Genomic DNA, 25,400 nt, shown 5'->3' on the forward strand with positions numbered 1-25,400 from the left:
TAGAAATCTTAAATTTATAGCAACATATATCTATTAGCTCCTGCTTCAATACAACATCAGTTGTCTAATCTAAGTAGTAGACTATTGCCTGAGCTTTAGATTCTAAATTCATTGAGATAATAATTATATTATCTCATTATAATGTTGAACACAAAAAGAAAGGTGGGTTGAGTTGATTAATCTTTCTTAATCTTTAAACGCTGGTAATTTCTGAGTTGGGCAGCTTTTTTGGTTAAATAAGTCTCACAACCTTCGGTGGTGAGTGGTCGTGAATAATAATATCCTTGAATCCCATCGACTCCGTTTAATTGTAGCGTTTTAAGCTGAGTTTCATTTTCCACGCCCTCTGCTATAACCTTGAGTTTAAGATTATGAGCCATCATAGTAATACCACTAATTATAGTTTGATCTAAATGATCTGTATCACAGTTTCTTACAAAAGTTTTATCTATTTTTATTTTATGAATAGGGATATTTTTTAAATAGGATAAACCTGAATACCCTGTACCAAAATCATCCATTACCAAATTAACACCTAGTCTTTGTAATGTTTTAAGCTCTTTAAATAATTTATCAGTATATTCAATGAAAACTGTTTCTGTGATTTCTAATTCAAGATAGGAAGCATCTAATTGCGTTTCCATTAAAATTTTACTAACAAGTTCGCTAATTGATTGGCGTAAGAATTGCACTGTAGAAATATTGATAGCTATAGGCCCTGGAAGTACATTTGCTGCTTGCCATATTTTTGCTTGTTTACAGGCTGTTTTGATAATCCATTCGCTAATAGGAATAATAAGAGGACTTTTTTCTAAAGTTTGAATGAAATTTACTGCTTCTAAAATTCCTTTTTTAGGATGGTTCCAACGCAATAAGCTTTCAAGCCCAATAATTTCTCCAGAATTAGTATCATAAAAAGGTTGATACATTAAGAAGAATTCTTGATTCTCATAAGCACGTTGTAAATCTTTATCAAGGCCGTGATTTCTTTGATATTCTTCATCTAATTGAGTTGAATAATAATGAAATTGATTACGTCCTTTTCCTTTTGCCTGATAGAGAGCCGTATCAGCTAATTTAAGTAACTTTTCTATATCACTACCATGATCAGGACATATACTTATGCCCATACTAAAAGTAATTTGAACTAAATGCTCTCCTATTTGTATAGGTTTTACCAACTCTTTAAAGATACGTTCAGCAATACTCGTAATTTGCTCTTGGGAAGTAATATTAGCGAGCATGATAGCAAATTCATCACCACCTATTCGAGCCGCCATATCACCTTCACGCAAAGTAGTAAGGAAAGTTTGCGCGATGTGCATTAGTAATTTATCGCCGTTATCATGACCTAGAGTATCATTAATAACTTTAAAATAATCTAAATCTAAAAATAATAAGGCTAACTTTTCTTGAGAGCGCGTTATTTGTTTTGCCGATTGCTCAAATATTTCATAAAGCATATTGCGATTGGCTAATCCAGTTAAAGGATCGTGGGTCGCTTGATAATAAAGCTTTGCATTTTCAAGTGATGTCATTGCTTGTGAGGATAGCAAATGTAAACTATCTAAATGGCTGGGCGTGAAAGTATGAGTACTACTTTTATTTTCTAAATAAAGTAGGCGACACAATTGTCCCTTATAAAAAAGGGGCATCATTAAAAGTGATCGAGGCTGCTCTTGTTGTATATAGGGGTCATGAAAGCTAATCTCAGAGTCAGTAGCATCATGTAAGATAAGTGGCTTTTGTGTTCTCTGCACATAATTTAAAACAGATACCGGGTATCTGGGTTGAGCTTCTTCTAGCGATAAACTATTTAAATAAATGGTCTGTTGATCAAGATCGCCTTCTGCCTCAACTACCCATCTATCATTAATGTTTACTAGAATAATGCTCCTTTGGGCGCCTGCATTCTCTAAAACTATCATCATAAATTTTTGTAATAGCTTATCTAAGCGAATTTCGCTGGATATGAGTTGAGTAAATTTCAAGATAGCAAGCATATCTAAATTGGATGCGCTGATTGGCGGTACTGCTGATTTTTGTAAACTATTATCATGATTTAGGAATTTTAAACTAGCATAAGTCTTCTCTAACAATTGTATCCTGGCAATAACTCCCCAATCTTTAAAATATCGATGAGCGTTTTGTAAATATAACTTTGCAAGCCTATCCATTCTATTCACCAGGCAGTAACAACCTGCGCCCTCGCTGGCTATAGCTGCCACTAAAATACTTCCTCTAGTAAGGCCAACTTCAATGGCTTGTTCATAAAATCCAAGGGCATTCTGATTTTGCAAACGAGCCATTTCAGCGTCAATGAGTAGAGCATAAGCTTTAAAATTATTAGGGCACCAGTGCGCATATTTCTTTATAAAGGTACCAAGCACCTTTAATTGCTTTAAATAAGATTTTTGCTCTTGTTTAGACACATGTGGATAATTGTAAAATAAAGCCAACATTAGAAAAAGTTTACCATCTATATGACTAATTAATCCTTTGTCATAATCTGAAAAACGCTCATGGCTTAAGCCAGCTTTAATTGCTGCTTCATAATTTCCTAATAAAAAATGTAGCCGAGTTAAATTACTGTAAAAGAAACTTAATTCTGTTGTATTTTTTCCCTTAGTAATCACTTCTTCAAAATAGTTGAAGCGTTTAGGGTCTACATCTTCAAGGTTCTCTAAACACTTTATAGAATATTCTAAAAATTGGCCCAAAGTAACAAAATCAGAAATATTAACTCTAGCTATAAAGGATAAAAAAGAGTGAAGGTTTTTTTTAAGCTCGCTTATGTCTTTTCCTGCTGATAAGGCATGTAAAACTAAAAGTAAATTACAATAATTGCTATATACCAAATCACCTACTTCACAACACAACTTAAATGCTTTAATAACAGTGTTATTACAAACACTCAGTGGTATTTGATAAGGTTCTATAAAAGACCCAAGTACAAACTGGTTTTTGCCTTCAAAATTTGAAGACCCATATTTTATTTTTAGATTATTATAAAGTTTGACAAAAGAGAGGGCCTCGTCATATAGATTAAGTGAATGCATAATAACAAAGGCATATACAGGCATTGCCATAGAACTACTTTCCGTATAGCCATAGCGTAAACTTAAGCCAATACTCTTACAAATGAGAATGACAAATAACTGCTGATTGACAATAAAAGCGCTATTAAACAATTGCGTTATTAAATCAGCAATTGCTTTTTGCATCTGATCTGTCATAGGTTGTAACTCAATGTCTTCGATGCGTGTTCTTCTTAATTGCATTTTAATTTTAAAAATTGCGCTTAATACTTGCAACTTATTGGGTCTTATAGGTATTTTTATTCCCAACTTTTTTAAAATGCTAATTCCTGCATCTAAAGACTCAGTATGCTTTCCTAACGTTGAAAACATTTCGATTTTAAGGCGATTAATTTCTAAAATATTTAGAGGATCACTGATATTATTTAGTATTGTAGAGAAACCTTGATCGGCTGCGGTGAAGTCACTAATTAGATACTTACAAACAGCGAATTCCTTATAAAGTTGAAAAGTGAGATCATAATTTTCTCTCCAGCTATCTTCGTTTATTAACGAGATCCCAGCTGATAGATATTCATCTGTTCTATAATAAGCTGCAGCAAGCTTGGCTTTTTGGCCAGCCCAAAGATTATATTTGGCTAACAATAATTTTTCTTTCTGATCGGTAATTAAATTTAGGCTTTGGTTGAAGTGGCTCATGACATCGAATAAATTTTCACTTTGCTGTTTGAGCGCTTTTTTATTTAACAGTAAGCGCCCTATTTTAAGATGGATAGTAGCCCTGTCTTTTTTATTAATAAGTTCATAACTTGCCTGTTGAACTCTGTCATGGGCAAAGCGATAACGTAAAGAACTGATGTTGCGATCGGTAGTAATAATTCCTTTCAAACCTATTAATCCTACTGTTTTATAAGGTTCCTCAAGCGGATAAATTAAATTGGCTCTAATAGCATCACATAATTTTTCTGCTGTTTCTTGTATAGTTTGGCCGGTTACAATAAGCAATGTTTTAAAATTAAATTGGTGACCAAGGCAGGAAGCTAATTTTAAGTTTTCTTGAGTTGGTTCGGAAAGTAAATGAATTTTTGTAGTGAGCAGATCAACCACATTGTCGGTTGCGCTTTGCTGTTGAATTTTATCTAAATCCCATTCCCAAGCGCCTCTATCATAAGAAAAAGTCAGTATTTTTTTCTGATAAATAATTTTAATAAATACATTTATAAAGAAAGGATTACCGTGTGTTTTATCATATATACATTTTGCCAGCGCCTGAATTCTTTCTATAGGTGTAAATAGAGTATCAACTAACAGTTGTTCAATATTATTTAATTGCAAGGGTTGTAATGTAATAGTGGTAAAAGGTATTTTTGTCTTTTTTAAATCATGTATAGTGAGTTGTAAGGGATGATTTGCATAGACTTCATTATCTCGATAGGCGCCAATAATGAGCAGATAATTAGTTTCGCGATCTTGTAATAAATTTTCGATAAAATTAAGTGATGAATTGTCAGCCCATTGTAAATCGTCTAAAAATATCACTAAAGGATGACTGGCTTGCGCAAACACGCGCACAAAATTTTGAAATACTAGATTAAAACGAGCTTGCGCATCGCTTGGACTCAGTTTGGGGACTGGCGGTTGCTTACCTATAATAAGTTCGACTTCAGGGATTACATCTATAACTACTTGTCCGACACTTCCCAAAACTTGAATAAGATGCTCTTTCAGCTCTTGAATTCTAGTTTCATTTTCTAATAAAACTTGTTTAATTAAGCTCTGAAAAGCACTTACAATCGCACTATAAGGCACACTCTGTTGTAGCTGGTCAAATTTACCTTGGGTATAATAACCCCTATGCTGCATAATGGGTTTGTGTACTTCTTTAACCAACGAAGTTTTGCCTATCCCAGAGTAACCTGCAATAAACACTAGTTCCTTTCTGCCTTGACTTATGCGCTCAAATGCTTCTAATAGCTGGCATACTTGCTCGTTTCTACCATAGAGATTACGTGAAATGACTAAGTGATCTTTTTTATCCTTTAAGGCTAGGGTAAATTTGTTGATATTTCCTGTAGCCAACCACTGCCTTTGGCATTCTTGTAGGTCATGTTTTAATCCAATAATATTTGAGTAGCGTTCTTCCGGCATTTTTTGTAATAGTTTAGCAATGATAGAAGCTAACATCCTTGGTGCATCGTGCCTAACTTCAAGAACGTCTATAGGTTTTTTAGCAATATGACAGTGAACTAATTCTAAAGGATCATCAGTTGGGAAAGGTAATTGATTAGTTAACATTTCAAAAAGAGTAATACCTAAGGAATAAAAATCAGTTCGATAATCCACAGGGCGATTAATTCTTCCTGTTTGCTCCGGTGAAATATAGGCTAAACCCTCATCAAATCTACCTAAATTTAAATAATCAAAGGTTTCAGAGAGCTTGGTAGAGGCACTCAGATCAATTAATTTTAAGGTTAATTTACTAGGATCTATTATAATATTTGCTGATCTTATCTCTTTATGAATAATATTTAATTGATGTAATTCCTCAATGATATCTACTAATTGTAATGCTAGATTTAAAAAATCGCCTATGGTTAACTGATGTTTCTTAAGGTACAAAGTTAAAATTTGTCCTTCAACACCTTCTAAAACTAAAATAGGTTCTGAAAGATTTGGAATAAAATCATAAGGTTTTATGATAGTTGAGGATTTAATTTTTTGGAGCAGGTCGTATTCATGCTGTAAAATAGCTAAATTTTCGGACGGTGAACTATTATTATTAGGCGTTTTTAATAAAACCTTACAACTGTCTTTCCACCTCAAGGCATAATAAGTATCTATATTATGCTTGGTTTGCATTCTTTCTTGTAATGCATACCCAGATACGGTAACCATTTACGCCCTACCTTAGTAATGCAGTGAGTCCTATATTTAGCTCGATAGGCAGCCACTTCAAAATTAAAACCCTCTTAAAGTATAATAATAACTACTATTGTTCGCCATGATTTTTATAAAAATTTTATACATTTAGTATAAATTAAAATCTAAAGAGAGCATTTAATGTTTGTTTACCCTTACATAAGGGTCTTTAATATTCCCTACTTTAAGGTTGTTTAGATAAAGACTGGGCGTAGTCTGGCTAATGGGAGCTCTGATTACGCGTTGCTCTATTAAGGCTCCACTTGCTGCCTTGGCTATCTCGGGATTATTAATAAAAGGGACTTGTAAGGAAAGTAGGTTGGATTTTGATAGCAAGTTCACTAATTATTGGTTAGAGGCCTAAATTACTCGCTATAAATTTTCTCCCGGAAAATAGGGGATAATAGCGCATGCCTGGTTTGTGTAGATGCTAAGCGGGCAAGTAACTTTGTTTTATTAGACCTCTTCCAAACCGTCGGTGACAGTTTGGAAAGAGGTCTATTGAAAGCAATGCTATAAATTTATTTAATGGTATTATTCTTCATCTTATTAAAAGTTAAGCGAATATCCTTCAACTTATTTTTGTTAGGGATATCAGCCTTAAATCGGGATATTAGCTTAGTCCAATCTACGCTAGCTATACATTATATCTTACTATGAAATAGAAAGCGTAGCTTTATGCTCCTCTTTCTTAATTAAATAAAATAGATTTAAGTTTAAAGTTTCAGCTCGTTCAATAAAAGATTGCGTACAGTGCGAAATTAATTGATCGGGATCTTTTTTAGAATACGAAGGGTAGTTATTTTCTTTAAGGAGTTTATCTAAACTATCACGAATAGCTGCATACTCATCTGTTAGTTTTATTTGACTTATTTGATTGCAGATAAAATAAATAGCGCCAGCAAGTTCGCGGGCGGAAAGTGGTTGCTGGCTCAATTGATAAAACCAGTTAATTAAATCGTCATACTGCTTTGTTGGTTTTTTCTTAAATAAACCGAAACAACATGTTCTCCCTTTATGACCTGTAATATAGTCTTCAGCTTCTTCAAGCAGATATTTTAATCCTGTGCAAAATCGTTCGCGCTGTAGATTTTCTAATCGTTTATCAGCTTGAAGCACGTTATTATAGGCCTTTAAAAAAAGGGTTTGATGATTTTTTAAAAGGTTTTTTTGTCCTTTGCCTAGAATGACTTCTAAGAGGTGAGCATATTTATCGATAACGGTCGCTGCTAGTTGGATATTAATAGTTAATACTTTGCGACTGTTAGGGTCATCCTCATCTTTTGGGTGAACTTTTAAGTAGAGTTCAGCATTTGTTAGTATTTCTTGCAGATAATCATTTCCTTTTCCTTGAAAAAGATCGCCCAACAGATTGATAAGTTCTGCTGTTTCGCTTACAGAAGGAATAGCCAACATGGACACTGCTTGCACATGTTGCAGGGTAGGTTCTAATTTAATTTTAGTTTGGCTTAAGTGGCTCGTTTCAAATTGACTTTCTATTTTATTACAAGTAACTATAAAATCATTTAGCTCTTCAACCGACTCTGAATTGAAATCCTTTGTCAATAGATTCATCTTCCTTCGTATGATGTCTAAATTATTGAACATAGACTTTTTTTCTTCTGCTTTAAGTTTCATGGTCATTCCTTTTTTTCCAGACGTCAGTGTAGAGTAATATTGAATCTAAGCAACTTAACTTTAAATCAACGTAAGTTTAACCTAAACATTTATCTTTTCTATCTAATTTGTATTAAATGACAAGGATAGAGAAAGTGCTAAAAATAATATCTGGATTAGATTATTCTCATCTTTAGTTTTATTCATAGTTATTAGTTGGATTGCACTTCGTTTAGGCCAACTTTCACGTGGATTTTAATTTGAAAAAATTAGGTTTTAGGCGCTTTTGAATTTTCTTAATTTAATTTAAAAAACTATTGACAGGAAAGATACAATTTACATACCCTTTCTAGCTAGAAATTAAATGCTAACAGCTGCATCAAGGGAAGTAAACATAAGGAGTTTTTTCAATGAGGTTTCAAAAATTAGTTCTTACTCTACCGCTTTTAATCTCTCAATCTGTATTTGCCTTAACTGCAGATAAACCAGATGCTTGCCCTACAATTAAGGCACTTTCTGCAGTAGGCGTTAATAGTGCTGAGGAGTTTACTAAATCTGGGTGGATAACTTATCGCTCAAGCAATAGTTTTGAAACAGTTAATAACTGGACCTTAGTTGTCTTTTTTATAGAAGCTGATAATGCTTCTGAAGCTCTCGTCAAAGCTAATAAAGCTTTACCTCGCTTATCTTTAATGGTAGGCCCTTCTGAAACAGGAGACAATGAGTGGACCTGCGTATATACGAATAATGACCAGTCTTTAATGGCACTTGCAGTAACGCCACCGGTAGACTTTGGTAACTGGAAAACCTTAGTTCATAAGTTTAATTTAAAAACTAATTATTAAAATTTGTAATTAGACACCGCCTTTAAGTTATTGATTAGCCGGGTTAATAACTAACATCATTGGCTTAAGTTGGCATCTATCCCTATTTAATTTGTTGCTTCACCAATTGTGTATATATATTGGGTTGTCGTAGTCATTGTTTACCATAGGAATTACAAAATCAGGACTTACGAAAAACCCAATCTCTTTGTTAAAAAATGCTTTTAATTCGGTCCTACGTTATCTAAACTCCCTCATTTGTGCCCCACAGTAGATTTATAGTGCTGTTAGAAATCATCATTGACAGTTATACTGATGATCTTAATGTTGTATTGAGATTTATGTATGTTTAGGAAGAGCAAATATAAGCTCAGTCGGTTATCATTAAAAGAACTTTCTTATTTTCACAAGGCGCCTATTCGTTTCATGAATCAAGTTGCCTATTGCCATGGTGATATAGCAGGTTTTCAATGTCTTAATCAGCGTTTATGGATAATTCGTCAGCCTGATTTAGCTAATGCTTTGGTGAAAAATAGCTGTTTTACCAAATCTTCCCTTGTTTTTAAACAGCTTTATCCTGTTACTGGTCGTCAAGGATTGGTCCAGTTAAATAATGGCCAGTGGCAACTTAGAATTCCCTTAATTAAGCCACAATTTTCTATTCAAGGGTTGAATGAGTCTTTATCACTGATAACAGATAATATAGAAAACGTATTACAACAATGGCATAAAGGTCCAATCAATATATATCCCTTCATCATGAGAATGACAATGGACAATATATTAGTGATGATGGGTATTGAAGGTAGACCGAATGTAACAGCAATTATTAATGATATGTTGGTATTAAACAATCTCTGTGGTCATCGTATGCGGCAACTGTTTCGATGGCCTTTACTTTTGCCGCTACGCTCACATCAAATACTTAAGAAAAAGACTTACGAGTTGAGATCGAAACTAAGTTTTCTCATACAAACAGGAAAAGTTCGCCCTAATTCACCATTACATCAACTACAACAACAATGGTCTTACAGCGAATGCGTCGATCACTTAAGTACATTTTTGTTTGCAGGTTTTGAGACGACAGCAAGCTCTATTAGTACTGCTTTGTATTATTTAGCTCAGAAACCAGAATTACAGCAAGCAATACAAGAAGAAAGCGGCTACACGGGGAAGTTGTCAGTACAACTTATGAAGCAATGGTCGTGGGCTCATGCCCTTTATTGTGAAACACTTCGGCTGTATCCACCAGCCTATATGTTGGCTCGTCAGCCGACAGAAGATATTCATCTAAATAACCTGACTTTTTTGCATGAGGATTTAATTATCGTTAATGTTCATGGCATTCATAGACATGAGTACTACTGGTCTGAGCCCAGGTCATTTGATATTAAGCGACATCTGAATAGTTCACCCTTTGCCAATAAAGCGTTTATGCCTTTTGGCTTGGGAAAACGCATTTGTACAGGGCATCAATTAGCAATGATTGAAAGTATGATGACGCTATCTTTAATATGTCAGCGTTTTCGATTATCAACTCCAAACATTATCAAACCGATGATGAATGCTGAAATCACACTGCATCCAAGGAGTCATATATGGTTAAACTGCGAACCACGTTAGATCATTGGTTACGAGAATATTTAAAACTGAATATGGGCCGAGATGAACGTCTATTTACTCAGTTTTTACCTTTTGGCTATGCCAAAACAACGTTATCTTGTGTCAATACTTCCTTTTATAAACAATGTCAACTAACGAAATGGATGATAGGCGCACTTATTACTTTGACCGATGATTTCACAGATAATCCAGCATTTAGGAGTATGTCTTGGGTAAAAGGATTTATTGCCGCTATCCAAGGAGGTCATCAGATTTGTTTGCTGTCTACTAAACAGCAACAGGCACTGAAATTGTCGTGCCAATTATATGAATGGATACAACAATCCCTAGCTCAAATGACGCTTCAGTCAAGACTTATCCCCTTGATTGAGTTTGACTTACAACAATACTTCCTTAATATGCACTTCAGTACCTTTCTCAATAGTGATCCTTTGTTAATTTGTAAACGAGAGTATTTATGGCATGCTCCTCATAATATGGGCATAGTGATTGCAGGAATGGTGGATTTAGCCTGCAGTGATCACATTGAGTGGCATGAAATGGCGGCCATGCGTGAAATATTTTACTGTGCACAACGTAGTGGACACATTTGTAACACGCTAACAACCCTGAATAGAGAAATAGAAGAAGGATGTATGAGCAACGAAATTCAGCTAAGAATACTACATGGGAACAATGGAAGCGAAGAGGATATCATTGAATTTCTACAGCAAGAGAGAGCTGATCTCTATCAAAAAATAGGTGATAAATTTTTAAGAACATTTTCAACTGTTGATTATGTTCAAGGGCTTCAGCAGTTGCAGACCTTGCATGAAGAGATGCAAGGCGTGATATGAAGTCATCACTCACGATCATTGGTGCAGGTGCCAGTGGGTTATTATCAGCATTAGTTTTAGCGAAATATTATGACGATATTTTACTGATAGATCGATATTGGCCTGACGAAAAGGGTGTTAGTCAAGGAACACCTCAAAGCTATCATTTGCATGTATTGTTAGCAGAAGGGCAACAATTATTGGCTTCTTTATTACCAGACGTTTGGCGGCAATTAACATTCAATTTGCTACCCGTAGTGGATTGGGGTAAAGAGACCTGGTGGAAAACCCCTCAAGGTTTGCTTGCTCGGAATAATTGTAGCGTAAAAACGTACCTATTTAGTCGTCAATGGTTAAATCAGGTTTTATGGTCCCAGCGTCAGCAACAGCAAAATATAAGAACCTTAACCGCTACTCTAAACAATTGGCGGATGGTGGATGGAAAAATAAAACAACTGCAATTTAAAGATGGGAGTTCTATACCAATAACAGGAGATGTTATCGATGCACGGGGCAGATCTTCAAATCTGCAACGGCAGTTAAGTCTCAAGAGTTTGCAGGTTAAAAATCAATATCGATACTTTTCTACTCAGTTGCGGCAACATGATTGGCAAACTGATTTAGGTATTCAACAAGTTTATATTCAAGCTTGTCCCAAAAAACAACCTATTGGTTTGGTTTTGTCTCCCATTGAAGGGCAGCAATTGATTTTAACGTTAATTGATACATCAGGAACTATCAAAACAGATGCGCACAAAGAGTCAATAATAAAGAGTCTATTTAAGGAAAACCAGCTAGGTCGCATTCATTGTACGCTTAAGGATTGGGTTCCCTACGCCAATTTAAATAATAAACGCTTAATTATTGAATACCATAAGTGGCCCAAAAACTTATTGGCTATTGGGGACAGTATTTGTTATCAAAATCCAGTTTATGGCCAGGGCTTAACGGTCATATTGAAACAGCTACATGTATTAAAGCAGCAAGAGAGAAGAAATTGGTCAAATCAAAAACAACTTCATCGGTGTAATTGGTTGCCTTGGTTAATGGCCTCTCACCAAGATAAGCAGTGTGACAAGGACACTACTTTCCAATGGTTATTGCAGAAATTATTGCATCGAGCAGTTATTGATCCAGTAGTTGGAAAAGTCTTTATCCAGATTTTGCATCAAAAAATATCGCCGCTGTGTTTATTAAATCCGAAATTACTGGCCAAACTTATGTGGAAACATCATTATGATTAAATTATATCAATATCCTAGCGCCTGGGGCATGCCGAGCTTGTCTCCATTTTGCAGTAAAGTATTTTATTTTTTAACTTGGGCAAACTTACCCTTTGAAGTTATTCACGTTTCTAATCCGCGTAAGGGGCCTAAGGGTAAATTTCCTGTGATTGATGATAATGGCTTATTGGTGGCTGATTCGGAGTTTATCATTGAATACTGCCGACAAAAATATGAAGTAGATATTGCAGATCACGTAGATGATTTATCTATCAGACGGTTAGTAGAAGAGCATCTTTATTTTATCATTTTATATTCTCGATGGATTGATCCTGAAAATCGGGTACAGATTGAAAATGCATTCAACCCTTTTTTCCCCAAAGGGATGGGTAAGTTATTGTTATCTATTATCCGTATACAATTACGCAAACAAGGCTATTTTCAAGGTATTGCTCGACACAACCGTCAGCAAATTTATCAAAAAGGTATTGATGATTTACGAGCAATTGAACAATTCATCATTCATCGCCAGCAAGAAGAGTGTCGTGTTATTGATATGTCATTGTATGCTTTTTTGCAAGTTATCCAGCAAACACCGCTAGATATTCCTATTCGCGCCTATGTAATTGAGTCAAAAGCCATTCAAGACTATTTATCTTTTCGTAGAAATGTATTTCAGTGTAAAAAATAAAGCTAGCGTAGATTCTGTCTTTAAAATCAAGCAAAATTTAGATTAAAAGGTTGTTTATTTTTAAGAACGCCAAAAATAATATGAGCAAGTTTGTGCATGACAGCACAAATAATTGTTTTTGGCGTTTTGCCTAATCCTTTTGGGCCTAAAGTGTTACCTATGTCTCCGGTATAATTTGTAACCCATGTCTCCGGAATAGACCACTTTGAAAATCTGGATTAGCTTTTACCTCATCTAACATATAGCTCACTGTAAACATATCCCCTTTTAGAGATGCTAAATGAAGAGGGGATTGACCCATGCTATCCAATACTTCCAAGCATTTTGCAGGGTCTTTTTGCTTTATTAATAAAGTTCTAAGAGCTAAATATTGATTTCGGCTAACAGCCATATGAAGACAGGTATAACCACCATACTCGCTAGGATCTACCGAATTTATATCTGCATTATATTCAACAAGCTTTTCTATTATTTTGAATGTATCTAAATGAGTTATTGAAAAGACGTCAGGATCATTAATTTCTCTTTCAGGAAGTTTTTTCATGGCAAGAATGAGTGGAGTATTGCCATCTTTATCTTTAGTGTCGACTGCTGCCCCTTTTTCTAATAAACGATTTACAGTAGCGCGAAGACCTCGCTTAACTGCATAATGTAAAAGAGCAAAGCCATTTTCGTCACACAAATTTAGATTGGGTACTTCTACATCAAGCTCAAACTCCTCATCAGGCGCTGCAAATAAACCAACTGTAGAACATGCCATGCCATCACTTCGGTTTTTGATGGCATCAAACAACATTTTTTCGGTCTTATTTATTATTATTAGTTGTCTCTAAAATTATAAAAAAATTTATGAGATATTACGCTCAATGGAGAAAAAGCACTCTTATCTATTTGAAACCAAATAAAAATCTTATTGATATCTTTTTGAATCAATCGATGTATTATTAAAATAATTGAATCATAACATTTGCTTATTTATCTTTCAAAATGCAAATAGATTTCGGAGCTTAGTTTAACTTTTGTTCTACCATAATCTGTAATTATTTTTTCCTAAAAGTCGAATTGTTCCTTATAAGAAAACAGTATAACATCCGCTATCTAAATCATTCTAAAAGGAGATAATATGAAACAAACAGTAAAAGTAAGTAAGGGGTTTTCTAATTTGTCTAATGATATTCAGATTTGTGCTATTTACCAAAAAGAAGATACATTAATTGCTGTTGCTAAAATAGTACCAACAGGTAATATGGGTGAAGCAATATGTACCCGAAAGGACTCAAAAACTGTTGAAACTAATGCAGATCATGTACTACCTGTAAGATCAATTTTTATTGGGCAAGGACAATCTTTGGAAAATATTAATGCAATTAAGGGTCTTCAAGCATTGCCTGTAGTCGCCTCTGGTTTAACATCTAGTCAGGGAATTTTCTCAAGATCTGCTTATGACTCTGAGGATTTAAACGAAAATTATTCTCGGCTCACTATGTAGTTTTTAAATCGAAGAACAATCGATTAATTTGCTCCAAAATTAGCCTCTATTAACTAAAGTAATAAGTAAGATAGTAAGTAACAGTAAAATATCTACGTAGTCAGTTAACTTACTGTTACAATAAAAATTGTTAACTAAAAAATTTTGTAATTATTCGAGCGTATAACTTCACCCTGCTTATATTTATTTTATTTGCTGTAATCTACTAAATAAAAAGATGAAAAAAACATAAGTCCACTGACTCCAAGAAAAAAACCAGGCATTATATGCAATTTAGGAATAAATAGCCCAATTCCAAATATAGATAAAGCGGCCCAACAGTAATAAATTAATCCTGGAATAGAACCAGCAGCCCCTATATTTTCTTGATAGTTCACTAAAGCTTTACTTAATATATTGGGAATAGCTAAGCCAAAACAAACGTAGAAAAGCATCATGCAAGGCATGATTAAAAGCACACTTTGTTGTAAATTATAGGTATTAATTATATTAATTCTCACTAAAGTAAAACAAACAGCCATAACGATTAAGTTAGCTAAGGTTGCCAGGCGTGTTAGATTCAATGCGCTACACCTTTGACTAACTCTATGAGATAAAAAAGAGCCTAAGGCAACACCTGTAGCCATAAACATACCCAACATCCCATAATGCTCGGAAGCCATACCAAGTAAGTTAATGAAAAGATAAGGAGCTTCGGAATAATAACTAAACAAGATTCCATTAAAACCACCAACGAGAAAAGCAGAAGCCATTACATGTTTGTCTTTAAGCATATGCAAAAATAATGGCATTAATTTCAGCGAATTTGCGCTTGTCGCAGAAGTTCGATATTGGTAAGTTTCTGGTAGGTTCATATAAGCATAGATAAATAAGAAGCTACCTAGTAAAGCTAAAAAAGTAAAATTAGCAGTCCATGAAAACCACTCGGTCAAATGGCCACCTATGATGGGGCCTACAGCTGGAGCAAAGGCAATAACCATACCAGCTAAAGCAAATATCTTATTACGCTCAACGCCATCATAACAATCACGCATAATAGCTTGAGTAATCACTGAGCCTACATTGATTCCAAAAGCTTGAAAAAAACGAGCTGATAATAACCAATAGATATGCGTTGATAAACCACAGAAAATCGAAAATAACAAATAAATAACTAAGCCTACCAATATAGTAGGGCGTCTACCTATATGATCAGATAATTTACCCCAAAAAGCTACGCCAACTGCAAAGCCAATAAAATAGATACTTAAAGACCACTGCACTAAATGGCTAGTGGTCTTTAATGCAGCAGTTAGCTGTGGGAGAGCAGGAGAGTAAATTGTTTCACTTATCTGTGGCAAACTAACCATATATATAATCAATAATAATGAAGGTAACGCATAAGGAATATGTTCACTTTCATAACTTGCAGTCTTCATAAGTAAATTAGGCTCCTGCCAATACAACCTTTGAGTTTAACACATCATCCACATGTTGTTTTAAATAAGTGACTAAAGGGGTTCCACCAGTACCCATCTCAACAGGGCTTCCTTTTCTCTCAGTTTGCTTATTGATGTAATTCATTGCATAGCTTAGATGCGTCTGATAAAGTCTTTAGTTAAAACATGTTCACTAATACATACTGCGATAAGTTCAAATAAAACATGAAGATCTGCAGGTAATTTATTTTTCACTGCTGTAACAGCTTGAAGTACAGTTGTTTGTGTAGGAGTATTCAGACGCTTAGTGCCGGTGATTGCTTCTACTTAATTGATGAAGTCCAATGCAACATAAGCATGATACGCTTCATCAATAATGACAGATAATGCATCTTGGCGCAGAGCTAAGGGGAAGCCCATATCTAAACAGTCATTTGCAACAATTAAAGCGCCACGATTGACCAATTCTGTTTCCAAAATTGCAATATCATACATAAATTTATAAACAGTTTGAGACAAATAAAGGTTACAGCCTTAGAATTAGAATCAAGATTTTGAATGATTGGATGTACTGCGAGGGGTTGGCGCGTAAGAGGGAGAAAAATATTCATCCTTTTGATTTGGATTAAGTATGCGTCGAGGACGAGATCGAATTGAGGATTTCCTATCCCATAATATGTAAAGTTCCTAAATATTCTAGTTCATTTCCTACTATTGTCATTGTGAAACATCCTACTTCAAATTTTGCTCGAATAATATCTATTTGATTAATTTTTGTCAATTTAGTGGATGTGTTGATTGGCATGTCTCTTTAATCAACATATGACAGTAAAACATCCGCATAGTCAGTGAGTTTTCTGTTATGCGGAGTAGAAGTAAGAGTAAATGGTTTTATTCAACAAGGAAAGCGTTTGAGAATAAACATTCTAACAAAAGAAACAAGGCCTTCTAATTTATGGAGGCTCATTTCGGCTTGCTGAATGTTATTGAGGTTTATCATTGAGCAATAACAACTCAAATCATTCACACAACAACCTAATTCAAACAGTAACTGTTCTATTTTAGAGTGTGATTTCCTGCTTTTGCATGGTGTGCTCCTTTATAAAAATATAGGAAAGATCTTTTTGAAAGATAGAGACAGTTATTAGTGACTTGAATCAATGGCTGTCAGCAATTTAAATAACCTCAGGCTCGCATATAAGGACTTTATTTCGCCATTCTTTTAGTAACTTGATATTATTTAAACTTTCTTGGAGTGTTACCTGTTCTTGTAATGAGGTGTATGGATGTAGAATTAGTGTGTGTTCACTGTATTGATTTGATAAGTATAAGCAGATAAATCGCTCGTTAATTTTATCTCCCGCGGATTTTCTTCATTATTCATATAAACACGGAAGACCTGTTCACCAATCGTTGGAAACCAAGGATTTGTTAGCATTTCCAGCCGGCCATTACTGCCCCACACAATAAATTGCCAACTCATTGCTAAATCATCTGATACTGTAATTGTTGCTATAGATTGGTCATTAAATCCCAAAATGACGGATGCGCAAGTATCATTTTGAGGATGGTCCAATTTTTTTATACCGAAAGCTTTTAAATCAATAGGTTCAGCATTTGACAAGTATTGAATTAGGGATAATGGATAGCAACCAAGATTATAAATTGCTCCTCCTGCGACTGGATTAGCCAGATGGGCTATTTTTGCTGTATAGGCTGCCTGAAAGAGCTTAATTTTACCAATCAGTTTTTGTTGTAGAAGTGTTTTGATTTCTTGTATAAGAGGATGGCAGCGATACATAATGGCTTCCATACAGATTAATCCCCTCATTTTGGCGGTTGTAATCATGTCAAGCACCTCAATTTCATCGAGAGCCAGAGGCTTTTCACATAAAACATGTTTACCAGCTTCTAAGCTTTTTATTGTCCATTCCCTATGCAAATGGTTAGGTAAACCTATATAGATTACATCCAGATTTGGATCAGTGATTAAATCAGTGTAACTACTATATACTTGGGGGATGGAAAATTTCCTAGCAAAATCTTTTGCTTTAGATGCGTCTCTACTAGCAATCGCTGTAAGCTGTCCATTTGTAGATTCTGCGATAGCAATTGCCATTTGTTGAGAAATAAAACTTGTACCTAAGATTCCCCATTTAACGTTATTTCGGTTCATGGGATTTACTCCTTAAAATATTTTCTCATATTTGTAAAATTTAACAGACAAATTGTATCTGGCTTTTCGTAATTCTATGGCAAAGTTTTTGATAGAGAAACCTTTTTGCGTGCATCATTAAGTAAGACTATTTTGCTTCTGGAGAAAAACGAAGGACCAATAGTCCACTGCTTTTAGTAAATTAAGCAATTAAAATCATATGGTTATATAATTTTAATTAGGTTTTTGTGTAAATTTGTGGGCAATAAATCCCACAAAATCCCCACAACAGTTTTTGGGGGTTGGGATAGTAAATTGTAACCCATTGATTTTAAATGATTTTATTGGTGGCCCACTAGAACTTGAACCTGGACCAACGGATTATGAGTCTGAAATATACCCCTTTTAGCTAGTTTTACTTCTTTTTAAATTTCCTTAAAAACCTTTTAAAATCAATGGGACTAAGCCATAATCAGCTTTATTTGATTTTCTATCGTTTTAAATAATCTGTCTACATTGCGTCTACATGAGAATTTTGTCTACATGACATTTGAAGGAAAAATATGAGTGCTAATCCAACTAATTTGCGCCTAACAAAATCAATTATCGATAAACTTGAACCCATTCCAGGAAAAGATCAATCTTTTTACCGTGATGAAAACCTAAAAGGCTTTGCGTTAAGAATTACTAGTAGTGGCATGAAAAGCTTCATTGTCGAAACACGCATCAATGGCAAAGTAAAACGAGTCACGATTGGTAAATACGGTAACATAACTGCTGAAGAAGCTAGAAAGCAGGCCAAGAGTCTTCTGGGTAGTGTAGCTAGAGGGGATGATCCTATTGCTGAAAAGCGAACTAAAAAAGTTAACGCAATGACTTTGCAGCAAGTACTTAAAGATTATCTAAAAGCTCGTAAAGATCTAAAACCAAGAACCTTAAATGACTATCATTGTGTGCTGCATGAAGTCGTACCTGATTGGCTTGATAAACCTATAACTAAAATCACTCGTGAAATGATTGCTAAACGTCATGCGGAACATGGAAAAACCAATAGCAAAGCACGCGCTAATAACGCTATGCGAGTTTTAAGAGCACTATTTAACTTTGCCATGTATGAATACCAAACGGGTGATGGCCAGCCGATTATTGTAGTTAACCCTGTAAAGTATTTATCGCATACTCGTGGATGGTTTCGTGTCGATCGCAAACAAACAGTTATTAAGCCGTATCAACTCGCTGACTGGTATAGAGGGCTAAAGCAGTTAATAGAAGGAGAGGACTATCGAAATGCCTTACTCTGGCATGATTACTTTTTATTACTCCTGTTTACTGGTATGCGTAAAACGGAAGCGGGTTCTTTGCGTTGGCAAGATATCGATTTAAAAGCTAAAATCATTACGCTACAAGATACTAAAAATAGAGAAGTACATACGTTGCCGATGTCTGATTTTATTTATGAGTTGCTTGAGCGCAGAAGTCGTCAGAAAAGCAGTAAATTTGTTTTTCCAGCAGATAGTAAAACAGGCTATATCTATGAACCTAAAAAAGCCGTGTTAAAAGTGGTTGAGCTATCAGGTGTACCATTTACCTTACATGATTTACGTCGAACTTTCGCAACAATTGCTGAGAGCCTTGATTTGCCAGCTTATGCTTTAAAACGATTGCTTAATCATAAAATGAATAATGATGTAACAGCTGGATATATCATGAAAGATGTTGAGCGGTTAAGAAAACCCATGCAACAAGTAACTAATTTTATACTTAAGCATATGATGGAGACCGCTGATCTCAGTTAATCAAAAAAATTTAATCGCTTGCATCGCTGATCGAGCAATTGGAAATATTTTTCCTGCATTGGTTGAGATAAAAAACTGAAGCCAATCAGCTTTCGCCACTCAGGTATTATTTGATGGAACTCTTGTATGATCCCATCGATGACTTTTTGATTTAATCCTAATTTTTCAACGGCAAAATAGTTAAGAAAGTCATTCTTTGTTAAATTATTTTTTTTCCCTTTTAGGGGCAAAGCGATTTCTTCTTTTGTATTTTTTTGAGCGATAGTTGAGTTAAGTAAATCATAGGCGGGTGATATAGAAATTTTTCTATCCTTAGTAATTAGGGAAAAATTTTTTAGATGCATGTCTTCATTGCCTACCAAGAAATTAAACAATGTTAACTTAAATAATTTTACAAATTCAATTTTTGGGAATGTACAAAACTGGCCTATGATGGCAATCACTTTTTCCATTGAACTCTTGTATTTCGTGTGTCTATCTTCACCTGATAGCTGTGCAAAATCTTCTAAGGCCAATTTTTTATTATGGCCTATTCGATCAAACCGTTTAATGAAGTAGGTCAAACTGTTGTCTTTAGAATACACTAAACCATGAACTGGAACTTCAAGGCCAATGGTTTTTGCAAGGGTCATAGTAATGGCTTCATTTTCCGGCAATTCTGGATAAATATCACTTTGTGGTTTTAAAATATAGTGACCATTTTGATCAACGATTTCAAAACAACCATCTTTAATTTTTAGTTTTGCGCTTAATTTCTTTTGGACACCTTGAATAGACATCTTTCCTACTCGAGCAATTGCTTCCTGACGCTGCTCATCAGCACTTAAATCTAATGGACTAAGGTTTTTTAATTGAGGAGAAAGCAGATGCAATCCACGTTGTGAATAGTTTTCTTGGTCACTAATCTTTTCATAAGTAATAGGGCAGCGTTTCATCTTATTTCCTCAATAGACACTGCGCCTACGACATCTTGGCCAACTATTATCAATTGACCAAAATAGTCATTTTTATCTATCTTATATTTACGTAATAGGGCTTCAAGCATAATGCCTTCAGGAAGTAATCCTTCAAAAAAAGGGGGAAATACGTCAAAAACATAGACCTTATTTTTCAAAGGCATAGTAAGCGAAACAGGTGCGCCCTGATAATCATCAAAGTAAGTAAATTGATATGCTCCACTTTGTAATTCTTCTAATATTCCAGCCTTAATGCCATTCACTGATACGTATGCTTTTCTCATGAATTATTATCCATTGTTTGAGGAAAAGGCGTTTCAAATTTCATTTGGATATTTAAAACATCTAACACTTTTAGCAAGGTATTTAAGCGCACTGATTCTTTCCCTTTTTCAATATCATAGATAACTGTCTTGCCGACACCCGCTAACTGGGCTAATTCTTGTTGCGATAAGCCGCTTTGTTTGCGGTAGTAATGGACTAAATTAGCAATATCGTATGTGGGCATGGAACACCAAAAATTAACCATATATTACTGTTATAGCAGTAAAATCAATATAAATACAGCTATGCCTTCATCTTTTCTGTATAAATTCGCTGTAAATTACTGGTATAGCGGTAAATTTAATTAGTTTCCTAATTTTCTGTGTATTTATTTAGTTCAAATTTCTAAAAATTACTATTATCGCGGTAAATTTATGGGGAATAACAACAAAGTCATTGGTTCCGTCTTAAAAATTCGACCATTATGGATTAAAGGTTCGGCTAATATGGAATATAAAGTAATTATTAATATTTTTTACATTAAAATGAAACGAGTAATTTGAAGTTATTCTCAATCACATAAAAAAATGCAGGGACAAAGGGGACTTGTGGGAAACCCGCATCAGTATTGAGTTTAAACGTCCCTGCTTTCATTTGCAAAAATGGGGCTAGGGGACATTTAAACTTCAATATCATTTGAATAATACCCTATCATCTCTTTTAATCAGATCTACATCTCTTGACAACCTTTTAAATTTTCTGCATATTTCTCTCGAGCTTAATTAGCGCTCATGGCCTTAAAGGCTAGTAGTTAATGGAAAAGAATGATCATCGTTTTATCTGAAATTGAACCGGGTATACAAGTGATATTCATTACGCAGGATGCGACTGGTCGGCATTATGCTGAAATGAAATCAATTGACGAGGTTCCTTTTTATGTCTTTACAAAAACTATCACGCCTAGATCTTTTAAACGAATTTGAATCTGCACCCCTTTCTGCCTTATTTAATCAACAAACCATTGCTGCGGTATTGAGCTGTTCTACGCAATTGCTTGAGCGTAATCGCTGGGCAGGCAGTGGCGTGCCATACTTAAAAATTGGTGGCAGAATCTTATATCGCAAAAGCGATGTGCTTGAGTTTCTCCAACAACAAAGAGTTTATTGTTCAACCACCCATCAAGGGCAATTATCCGCCTAGGTTAACAAATCATTTTTATTGTTGTTTTTGCATTTATGGAATTTACCCGGTGTCGAGCTTGGTTTTCCATAAATGCTGATTGGAGAATGCTTTATGTCAAAGAATAATATTACATTAATAAACGCTGCAAAATATCGTTCTATCGTTTGCGGCTATGCCGGAGGTTACTTTAAGTTAACCGATAAAGGTGTATTTTTCACAAGTAGCGATAAGGATGGCAATCAACTGCCGCCACGCTGGCTTTGCTCACCTTTGTACATCGTAGCAAAGACGCGTGATGCTAAAAGCGGTGAATGGGGTCGTTTGCTCCAATGGCAAGATGAAGATGGCATTATTCATCAATGGGCTATGCCTTTAGCAATGTTGCAGGGTGATGTTTCAGATGTTCGGCGTGAGTTAGCTAGACTAGGTGTAGCCATATCACCTAGTAAATCAGCAAGAGAGTTACTGACCTCTTATTTACAAATCTTTCCAGTGGATGCGCGCGCACGCTGCGTTGATAAACTAGGTTGGTATGAAGATATTTTTGTAACGGCTAATGAAACAATCGGTAACACGGGTGAGAAGGTGGTTTTTCAAAACACACATGCAATAGAGCCCGCTTTGTCAGTGTCAGGAACAGTAGAGGATTGGCGTAACTCTATTGGCAAGCTCGCATCTGGTAATTCACGACTAGTTTTTGCTATAGCTACTGCATTTGCTCCTGCTTTGGCAAAGCTTGTAGGGGAAGATTCTGGCGGCTTTCATTTGCGCGGTGCATCGTCATCTGGTAAGAGTACCGCGCTAAAAGTAGCCGCTTCTGTTTGGGGAAATCCTAAATCCTACTGCCGATTATGGCGCAGCACATCGAATGGGTTAGAAGGCTTAGCAGCGCTACATAACGATGGCTTACTTATTCTTGATGAGTTAAGCCAAGTTGATCCGAAAGAAGCAGGGGAGGCAGCTTATCTTCTTGCTAATGGTCAAGGAAAAACGCGTGCTTCTCGAGCTGGAACGGTTAAGCAATCTTCCTCATGGTCTTTATTTGTTCTCTCAGCTGGTGAAGAATCATTAACCGCTCTTATGGCCAAAGCAGGGTTGCGAGCTAATGCTGGTCAAGAGATAAGACTTGCTGATATTGAATCTGATGCAGGTGCGGGTATGGGATTGTTTGAAACACTTCATAATCAACTAACCCCTGCAACCATGGCTTTAAATCTTAAAGAATTTGCTAACCAATATTATGGTGCTGTAGGTATGGCTTGGTTACAGAGTATTGTAGCTAACCGACTAACCATTACTTCAGCAATAACTAACATGACTAAGCAATTCGTAGATAAAGTGATTACCCCAGAAGCCACCGGCCAAATGATACGTGTAGCAAGACGGTTTGCACTAGTCGCTGCAGCAGGTGAGCTAGCCAGCCAATTTGGTTTAACTGGCTGGCAAAGCGGTGAATCATGTCGCGCAGCTCAAAAATGCTTTCAATCCTGGCTAGAGGATTTTGGCATACACGGAAACCGTGAAGACCGAGCTATATTAGCACAAGTACGTGCTTTTTTTGAATCCTACGGACCAAGTCGATTTGATAATGTTCGTGCGCCAAATAATGAACGTATATTAAATCGTGCTGGATTTTATCGTACTAATGATGAAGGGTATCGCATTTTCATGGTTCTGCCAGAAGTCTATAGAAATGAGCTATGCAAAGGATTTGAACCAAGAATGGTTACTCGCGTGCTACTCAATGCTGGTTGGTTGAAGCCTGCGCCGGATGGTAAGGCGTCGCATAAGCCAAGGACTAGAGGTGTGGGTACGCCGAGGTTGTATGTGTTTACCGACAAAATATGGAGTGAATAAAAGCTATAATTTTAATGTAGGGAGATTAATTGTTCTATTCCTGTTTTAGGAATAGAACAATTAATCATCAGTTTACTTCTAAAATAGAAAATATAATTTTTATTATAAATTAGTAATTATTTTTCTAAGGACAGAATTATGAACCTATCAGCCAGACAAATAGAGCTTTTAGAATATTTTATTAAAATCGAACATTTTACAGATCATGATGCTGCGGAAGGTATTACAAAACAGCTTATTTCTGAAAAATCTACTAATAATCTTTCTGATAAACAAATTAAAGTTTTCGAAGATAAAATTGAGCCATTATTTTACCCAGCCTGTGAGGGTGTTATGGGATGGGAAGATCATGATACGTGTAATGGCACTGGAGAAGTCGATGAGGAAAGTCTTTTAATATCATATGAAGAAGATAGCATGTTATGTCAATTTTGTAGATTCGACAGAGAAAAAATGAAGGAATAGTAATTTAGCGTCAATTTATACTACGGTTAAAAGAAACTTAATAAGTAAGTTATATAAATGATTTAAGTAGACGTTATCCCTAAGTGAAACGTAAGGGCGCAATATACATTCATTCGAATGTTTGCTAATCTTGGCCCAAGACTTACAAAAAAATTCCGCACGGATAGGAATTTTTTCTTCAAAAGCAACGATGAAGCACTTTTATTTTGGTAATTTTATGGCGATTGCTTTTGCCCGTGTTTCAATTCACACTCGAGCTAAAGGTCATAGTGTGATAGCTGCTAGTAGTCATCGTTCTGGTACTTGTTTACATAAGTCTCACTGAAAGAGCCGATAAGCAAATTCAGGCACTATCACAAAGATTGTTAACGAATAAATATTCGCTGAGTAGGCTCAAAGCTAATTGCCGCAATTGTTAGTAAAAATAAAAGAAATTGGCAATAAGCGACAGGAAAGATTTCTAGATAGAAGCAGTTGATCTGATTAAGTGTCCCTCGAGCCCCACAGTACAAAATAGGGCGAGGGGCGCTATAACTCAATGCTGGTACGGGTTTCCCACAAGTCCCCTTTGTCCCTATAGTTTTTGATAAGGTGTCAATAAACGTAGCATTTTTTCAGTCAATTGGAGGATTAAGTGAGTCCAAATTCACCTTATATTTCTATTAGAAGGGCAATAGATAACCTTAATTACACTTGCTGCATCAAGGCTTGGCTAATTTGAGAAAAAGGTCATAACTTATACTCGTAAAATTTAAATTAAGCTATGATTTTATCATGTAATCAAATTTCAACATTTTATTTGTGCAGGAGATATTTTCTAATGGCACATAAACACAAAATACTAGTTATCATTCTCATTTTATTAATCAGTATTGGTTTAATTATTTTAAATTAAATCATATAAGCAGAGCATAGGTAGGCAAGTGTAGCCTGCGTGCAAATCCGCAGGTTCGAAACCCGGGTTTCACTTCGTTTCACCCAGGCTACACTCGCTAAAAGCAACGATAGAGAATTTTTATTTTAGTGGTTTCATGGCGATTCTTTTTGCCCGTGTTTCAATTCATACCT

General features: G+C 35.3%; 19 protein-coding genes. 10 read left to right on the plus strand and 9 right to left on the minus strand.

Annotated elements, in window-relative coordinates; genetic code table 11:
• Nucleotides 1-176: 176 nt before the first annotated feature.
• Together ACQUW5_RS02815 and ACQUW5_RS02820 are read right to left on the minus strand one after the other, a co-directional pair.
• The gene (locus tag ACQUW5_RS02815) at nt 177-5,933 is read right to left on the minus strand and encodes an EAL domain-containing protein (RefSeq protein ID WP_444989695.1); all 5,757 of its coding nucleotides are present in this window, start codon (nt 5,931-5,933) and stop codon (nt 177-179) included.
• A 678-nt stretch (nt 5,934-6,611) separates the two neighbouring features.
• The gene (locus tag ACQUW5_RS02820) at nt 6,612-7,595 is read right to left on the minus strand and encodes a hypothetical protein (protein ID WP_444989696.1); all 984 of its coding nucleotides are present in this window, start codon (nt 7,593-7,595) and stop codon (nt 6,612-6,614) included.
• Nucleotides 7,596-7,984: 389 nt separating this feature from the next.
• Between ACQUW5_RS02820 and ACQUW5_RS02825 the strand changes: the two genes are divergently transcribed.
• From ACQUW5_RS02825 to ACQUW5_RS02845, 5 genes are all read left to right on the plus strand, one after another.
• Nucleotides 7,985-8,419: a DUF4949 domain-containing protein gene (locus ACQUW5_RS02825; protein WP_444989697.1), complete on the plus strand. Its 435-nt coding sequence runs from the start codon at nt 7,985-7,987 to the stop codon at nt 8,417-8,419.
• 324 nt (nt 8,420-8,743) lie between these two features.
• On the plus strand, nt 8,744-10,021 hold the full coding sequence (locus ACQUW5_RS02830; protein ID WP_444989698.1) for a cytochrome P450: 1,278 nt from the start codon (nt 8,744-8,746) through the stop codon (nt 10,019-10,021).
• On the plus strand, nt 9,997-10,857 hold the full coding sequence (locus ACQUW5_RS02835; RefSeq protein WP_444989699.1) for a terpene synthase family protein: 861 nt from the start codon (nt 9,997-9,999) through the stop codon (nt 10,855-10,857). The genes ACQUW5_RS02830 and ACQUW5_RS02835 overlap by 25 nt, the downstream gene beginning before the upstream one ends.
• Nucleotides 10,854-12,080, plus strand: coding sequence for an FAD-dependent oxidoreductase (locus ACQUW5_RS02840; RefSeq protein WP_444989700.1), 1,227 nt, complete (start codon nt 10,854-10,856; stop codon nt 12,078-12,080). The genes ACQUW5_RS02835 and ACQUW5_RS02840 overlap by 4 nt, the downstream gene beginning before the upstream one ends.
• Complete coding sequence (locus tag ACQUW5_RS02845) at nt 12,073-12,750, plus strand: Tom37 metaxin N-terminal-like domain-containing protein (RefSeq protein ID WP_444989701.1); 678 nt, start codon at nt 12,073-12,075, stop codon at nt 12,748-12,750. Before ACQUW5_RS02840 ends, ACQUW5_RS02845 begins: the two co-directional genes overlap by 8 nt.
• A 157-nt stretch (nt 12,751-12,907) precedes the next feature.
• On the opposite strand, the gene ACQUW5_RS02850 is transcribed toward ACQUW5_RS02845, so the two are convergent.
• Nucleotides 12,908-13,510 (minus strand): ankyrin repeat domain-containing protein, encoded by a 603-nt coding sequence (locus ACQUW5_RS02850; RefSeq protein WP_444989702.1) that lies wholly within the window; start codon nt 13,508-13,510, stop codon nt 12,908-12,910.
• 363 nt (nt 13,511-13,873) lie between these two features.
• Here ACQUW5_RS02850 and ACQUW5_RS02855 point away from each other — a divergent pair, with 363 nt between their 5' ends.
• Nucleotides 13,874-14,239 carry a hypothetical protein gene (locus ACQUW5_RS02855; protein WP_444989703.1) on the plus strand — a complete coding sequence of 122 codons (366 nt, stop codon included), beginning with the start codon at nt 13,874-13,876 and terminating at the stop codon, nt 14,237-14,239.
• A 188-nt stretch (nt 14,240-14,427) separates the two neighbouring features.
• On the opposite strand, the gene ACQUW5_RS02860 is transcribed toward ACQUW5_RS02855, so the two are convergent.
• The 3 genes from ACQUW5_RS02860 to ACQUW5_RS02870 all read right to left on the minus strand — a co-directional run bounded on the left by ACQUW5_RS02860 (nt 14,428) and on the right by ACQUW5_RS02870 (nt 17,833).
• Nucleotides 14,428-15,657 (minus strand): multidrug effflux MFS transporter, encoded by a 1,230-nt coding sequence (locus ACQUW5_RS02860; RefSeq protein ID WP_444989704.1) that lies wholly within the window; start codon nt 15,655-15,657, stop codon nt 14,428-14,430.
• Between the two features lie 327 nt (nt 15,658-15,984).
• Nucleotides 15,985-16,134, minus strand: coding sequence for a hypothetical protein (locus tag ACQUW5_RS02865; protein WP_444989705.1), 150 nt, complete (start codon nt 16,132-16,134; stop codon nt 15,985-15,987).
• Between the two features lie 817 nt (nt 16,135-16,951).
• A complete protein-coding gene (locus ACQUW5_RS02870) occupies nt 16,952-17,833 on the minus strand; it encodes a Gfo/Idh/MocA family protein (protein WP_444989706.1) in 882 nt (293 codons plus the stop codon).
• Between the two features lie 542 nt (nt 17,834-18,375).
• On the opposite strand from ACQUW5_RS02870, the gene ACQUW5_RS02875 reads away from it, so the two are divergent.
• A complete protein-coding gene (locus ACQUW5_RS02875; protein ID WP_444989707.1) occupies nt 18,376-19,608 on the plus strand; it encodes a tyrosine-type recombinase/integrase in 1,233 nt (410 codons plus the stop codon).
• On the opposite strand, the gene ACQUW5_RS02880 is transcribed toward ACQUW5_RS02875, so the two are convergent.
• From ACQUW5_RS02880 to ACQUW5_RS02890, 3 genes are read right to left on the minus strand one after another with little or no spacing between them, the layout of a single operon-like run.
• Nucleotides 19,605-20,543, minus strand: a complete 939-nt coding sequence (locus ACQUW5_RS02880) for a HipA domain-containing protein (RefSeq protein ID WP_444989708.1) — start codon at nt 20,541-20,543, stop codon at nt 19,605-19,607. The genes ACQUW5_RS02875 and ACQUW5_RS02880 overlap by 4 nt on opposite strands.
• Entirely contained in the window at nt 20,540-20,848 is a 309-nt protein-coding gene (locus ACQUW5_RS02885) for a HipA N-terminal domain-containing protein (protein ID WP_444989709.1), read from the minus strand. The genes ACQUW5_RS02880 and ACQUW5_RS02885 overlap by 4 nt, the downstream gene beginning before the upstream one ends.
• Complete coding sequence (locus ACQUW5_RS02890; RefSeq protein WP_444989710.1) at nt 20,845-21,072, minus strand: helix-turn-helix transcriptional regulator; 228 nt, start codon at nt 21,070-21,072, stop codon at nt 20,845-20,847. Before ACQUW5_RS02890 ends, ACQUW5_RS02885 begins: the two co-directional genes overlap by 4 nt.
• A 692-nt stretch (nt 21,073-21,764) precedes the next feature.
• Between ACQUW5_RS02890 and ACQUW5_RS02895 the strand changes: the two genes are divergently transcribed.
• The 3 genes from ACQUW5_RS02895 (at nt 21,765) to ACQUW5_RS02905 (ending at nt 24,332) form a co-directional block, all read left to right on the plus strand.
• Nucleotides 21,765-22,028, plus strand: a complete 264-nt coding sequence (locus ACQUW5_RS02895; RefSeq protein ID WP_444989711.1) for a helix-turn-helix domain-containing protein — start codon at nt 21,765-21,767, stop codon at nt 22,026-22,028.
• A gap of 93 nt (nt 22,029-22,121) precedes the next feature.
• Nucleotides 22,122-23,867 (plus strand): DUF927 domain-containing protein, encoded by a 1,746-nt coding sequence (locus ACQUW5_RS02900; protein ID WP_444989712.1) that lies wholly within the window; start codon nt 22,122-22,124, stop codon nt 23,865-23,867.
• Between the two features lie 138 nt (nt 23,868-24,005).
• The gene (locus ACQUW5_RS02905; protein WP_444989713.1) at nt 24,006-24,332 is read left to right on the plus strand and encodes a hypothetical protein; all 327 of its coding nucleotides are present in this window, start codon (nt 24,006-24,008) and stop codon (nt 24,330-24,332) included.
• Nucleotides 24,333-25,400: the final 1,068 nt, after the last annotated feature.

It is taken from the genome of Legionella pelazae, assembly GCF_052527395.1.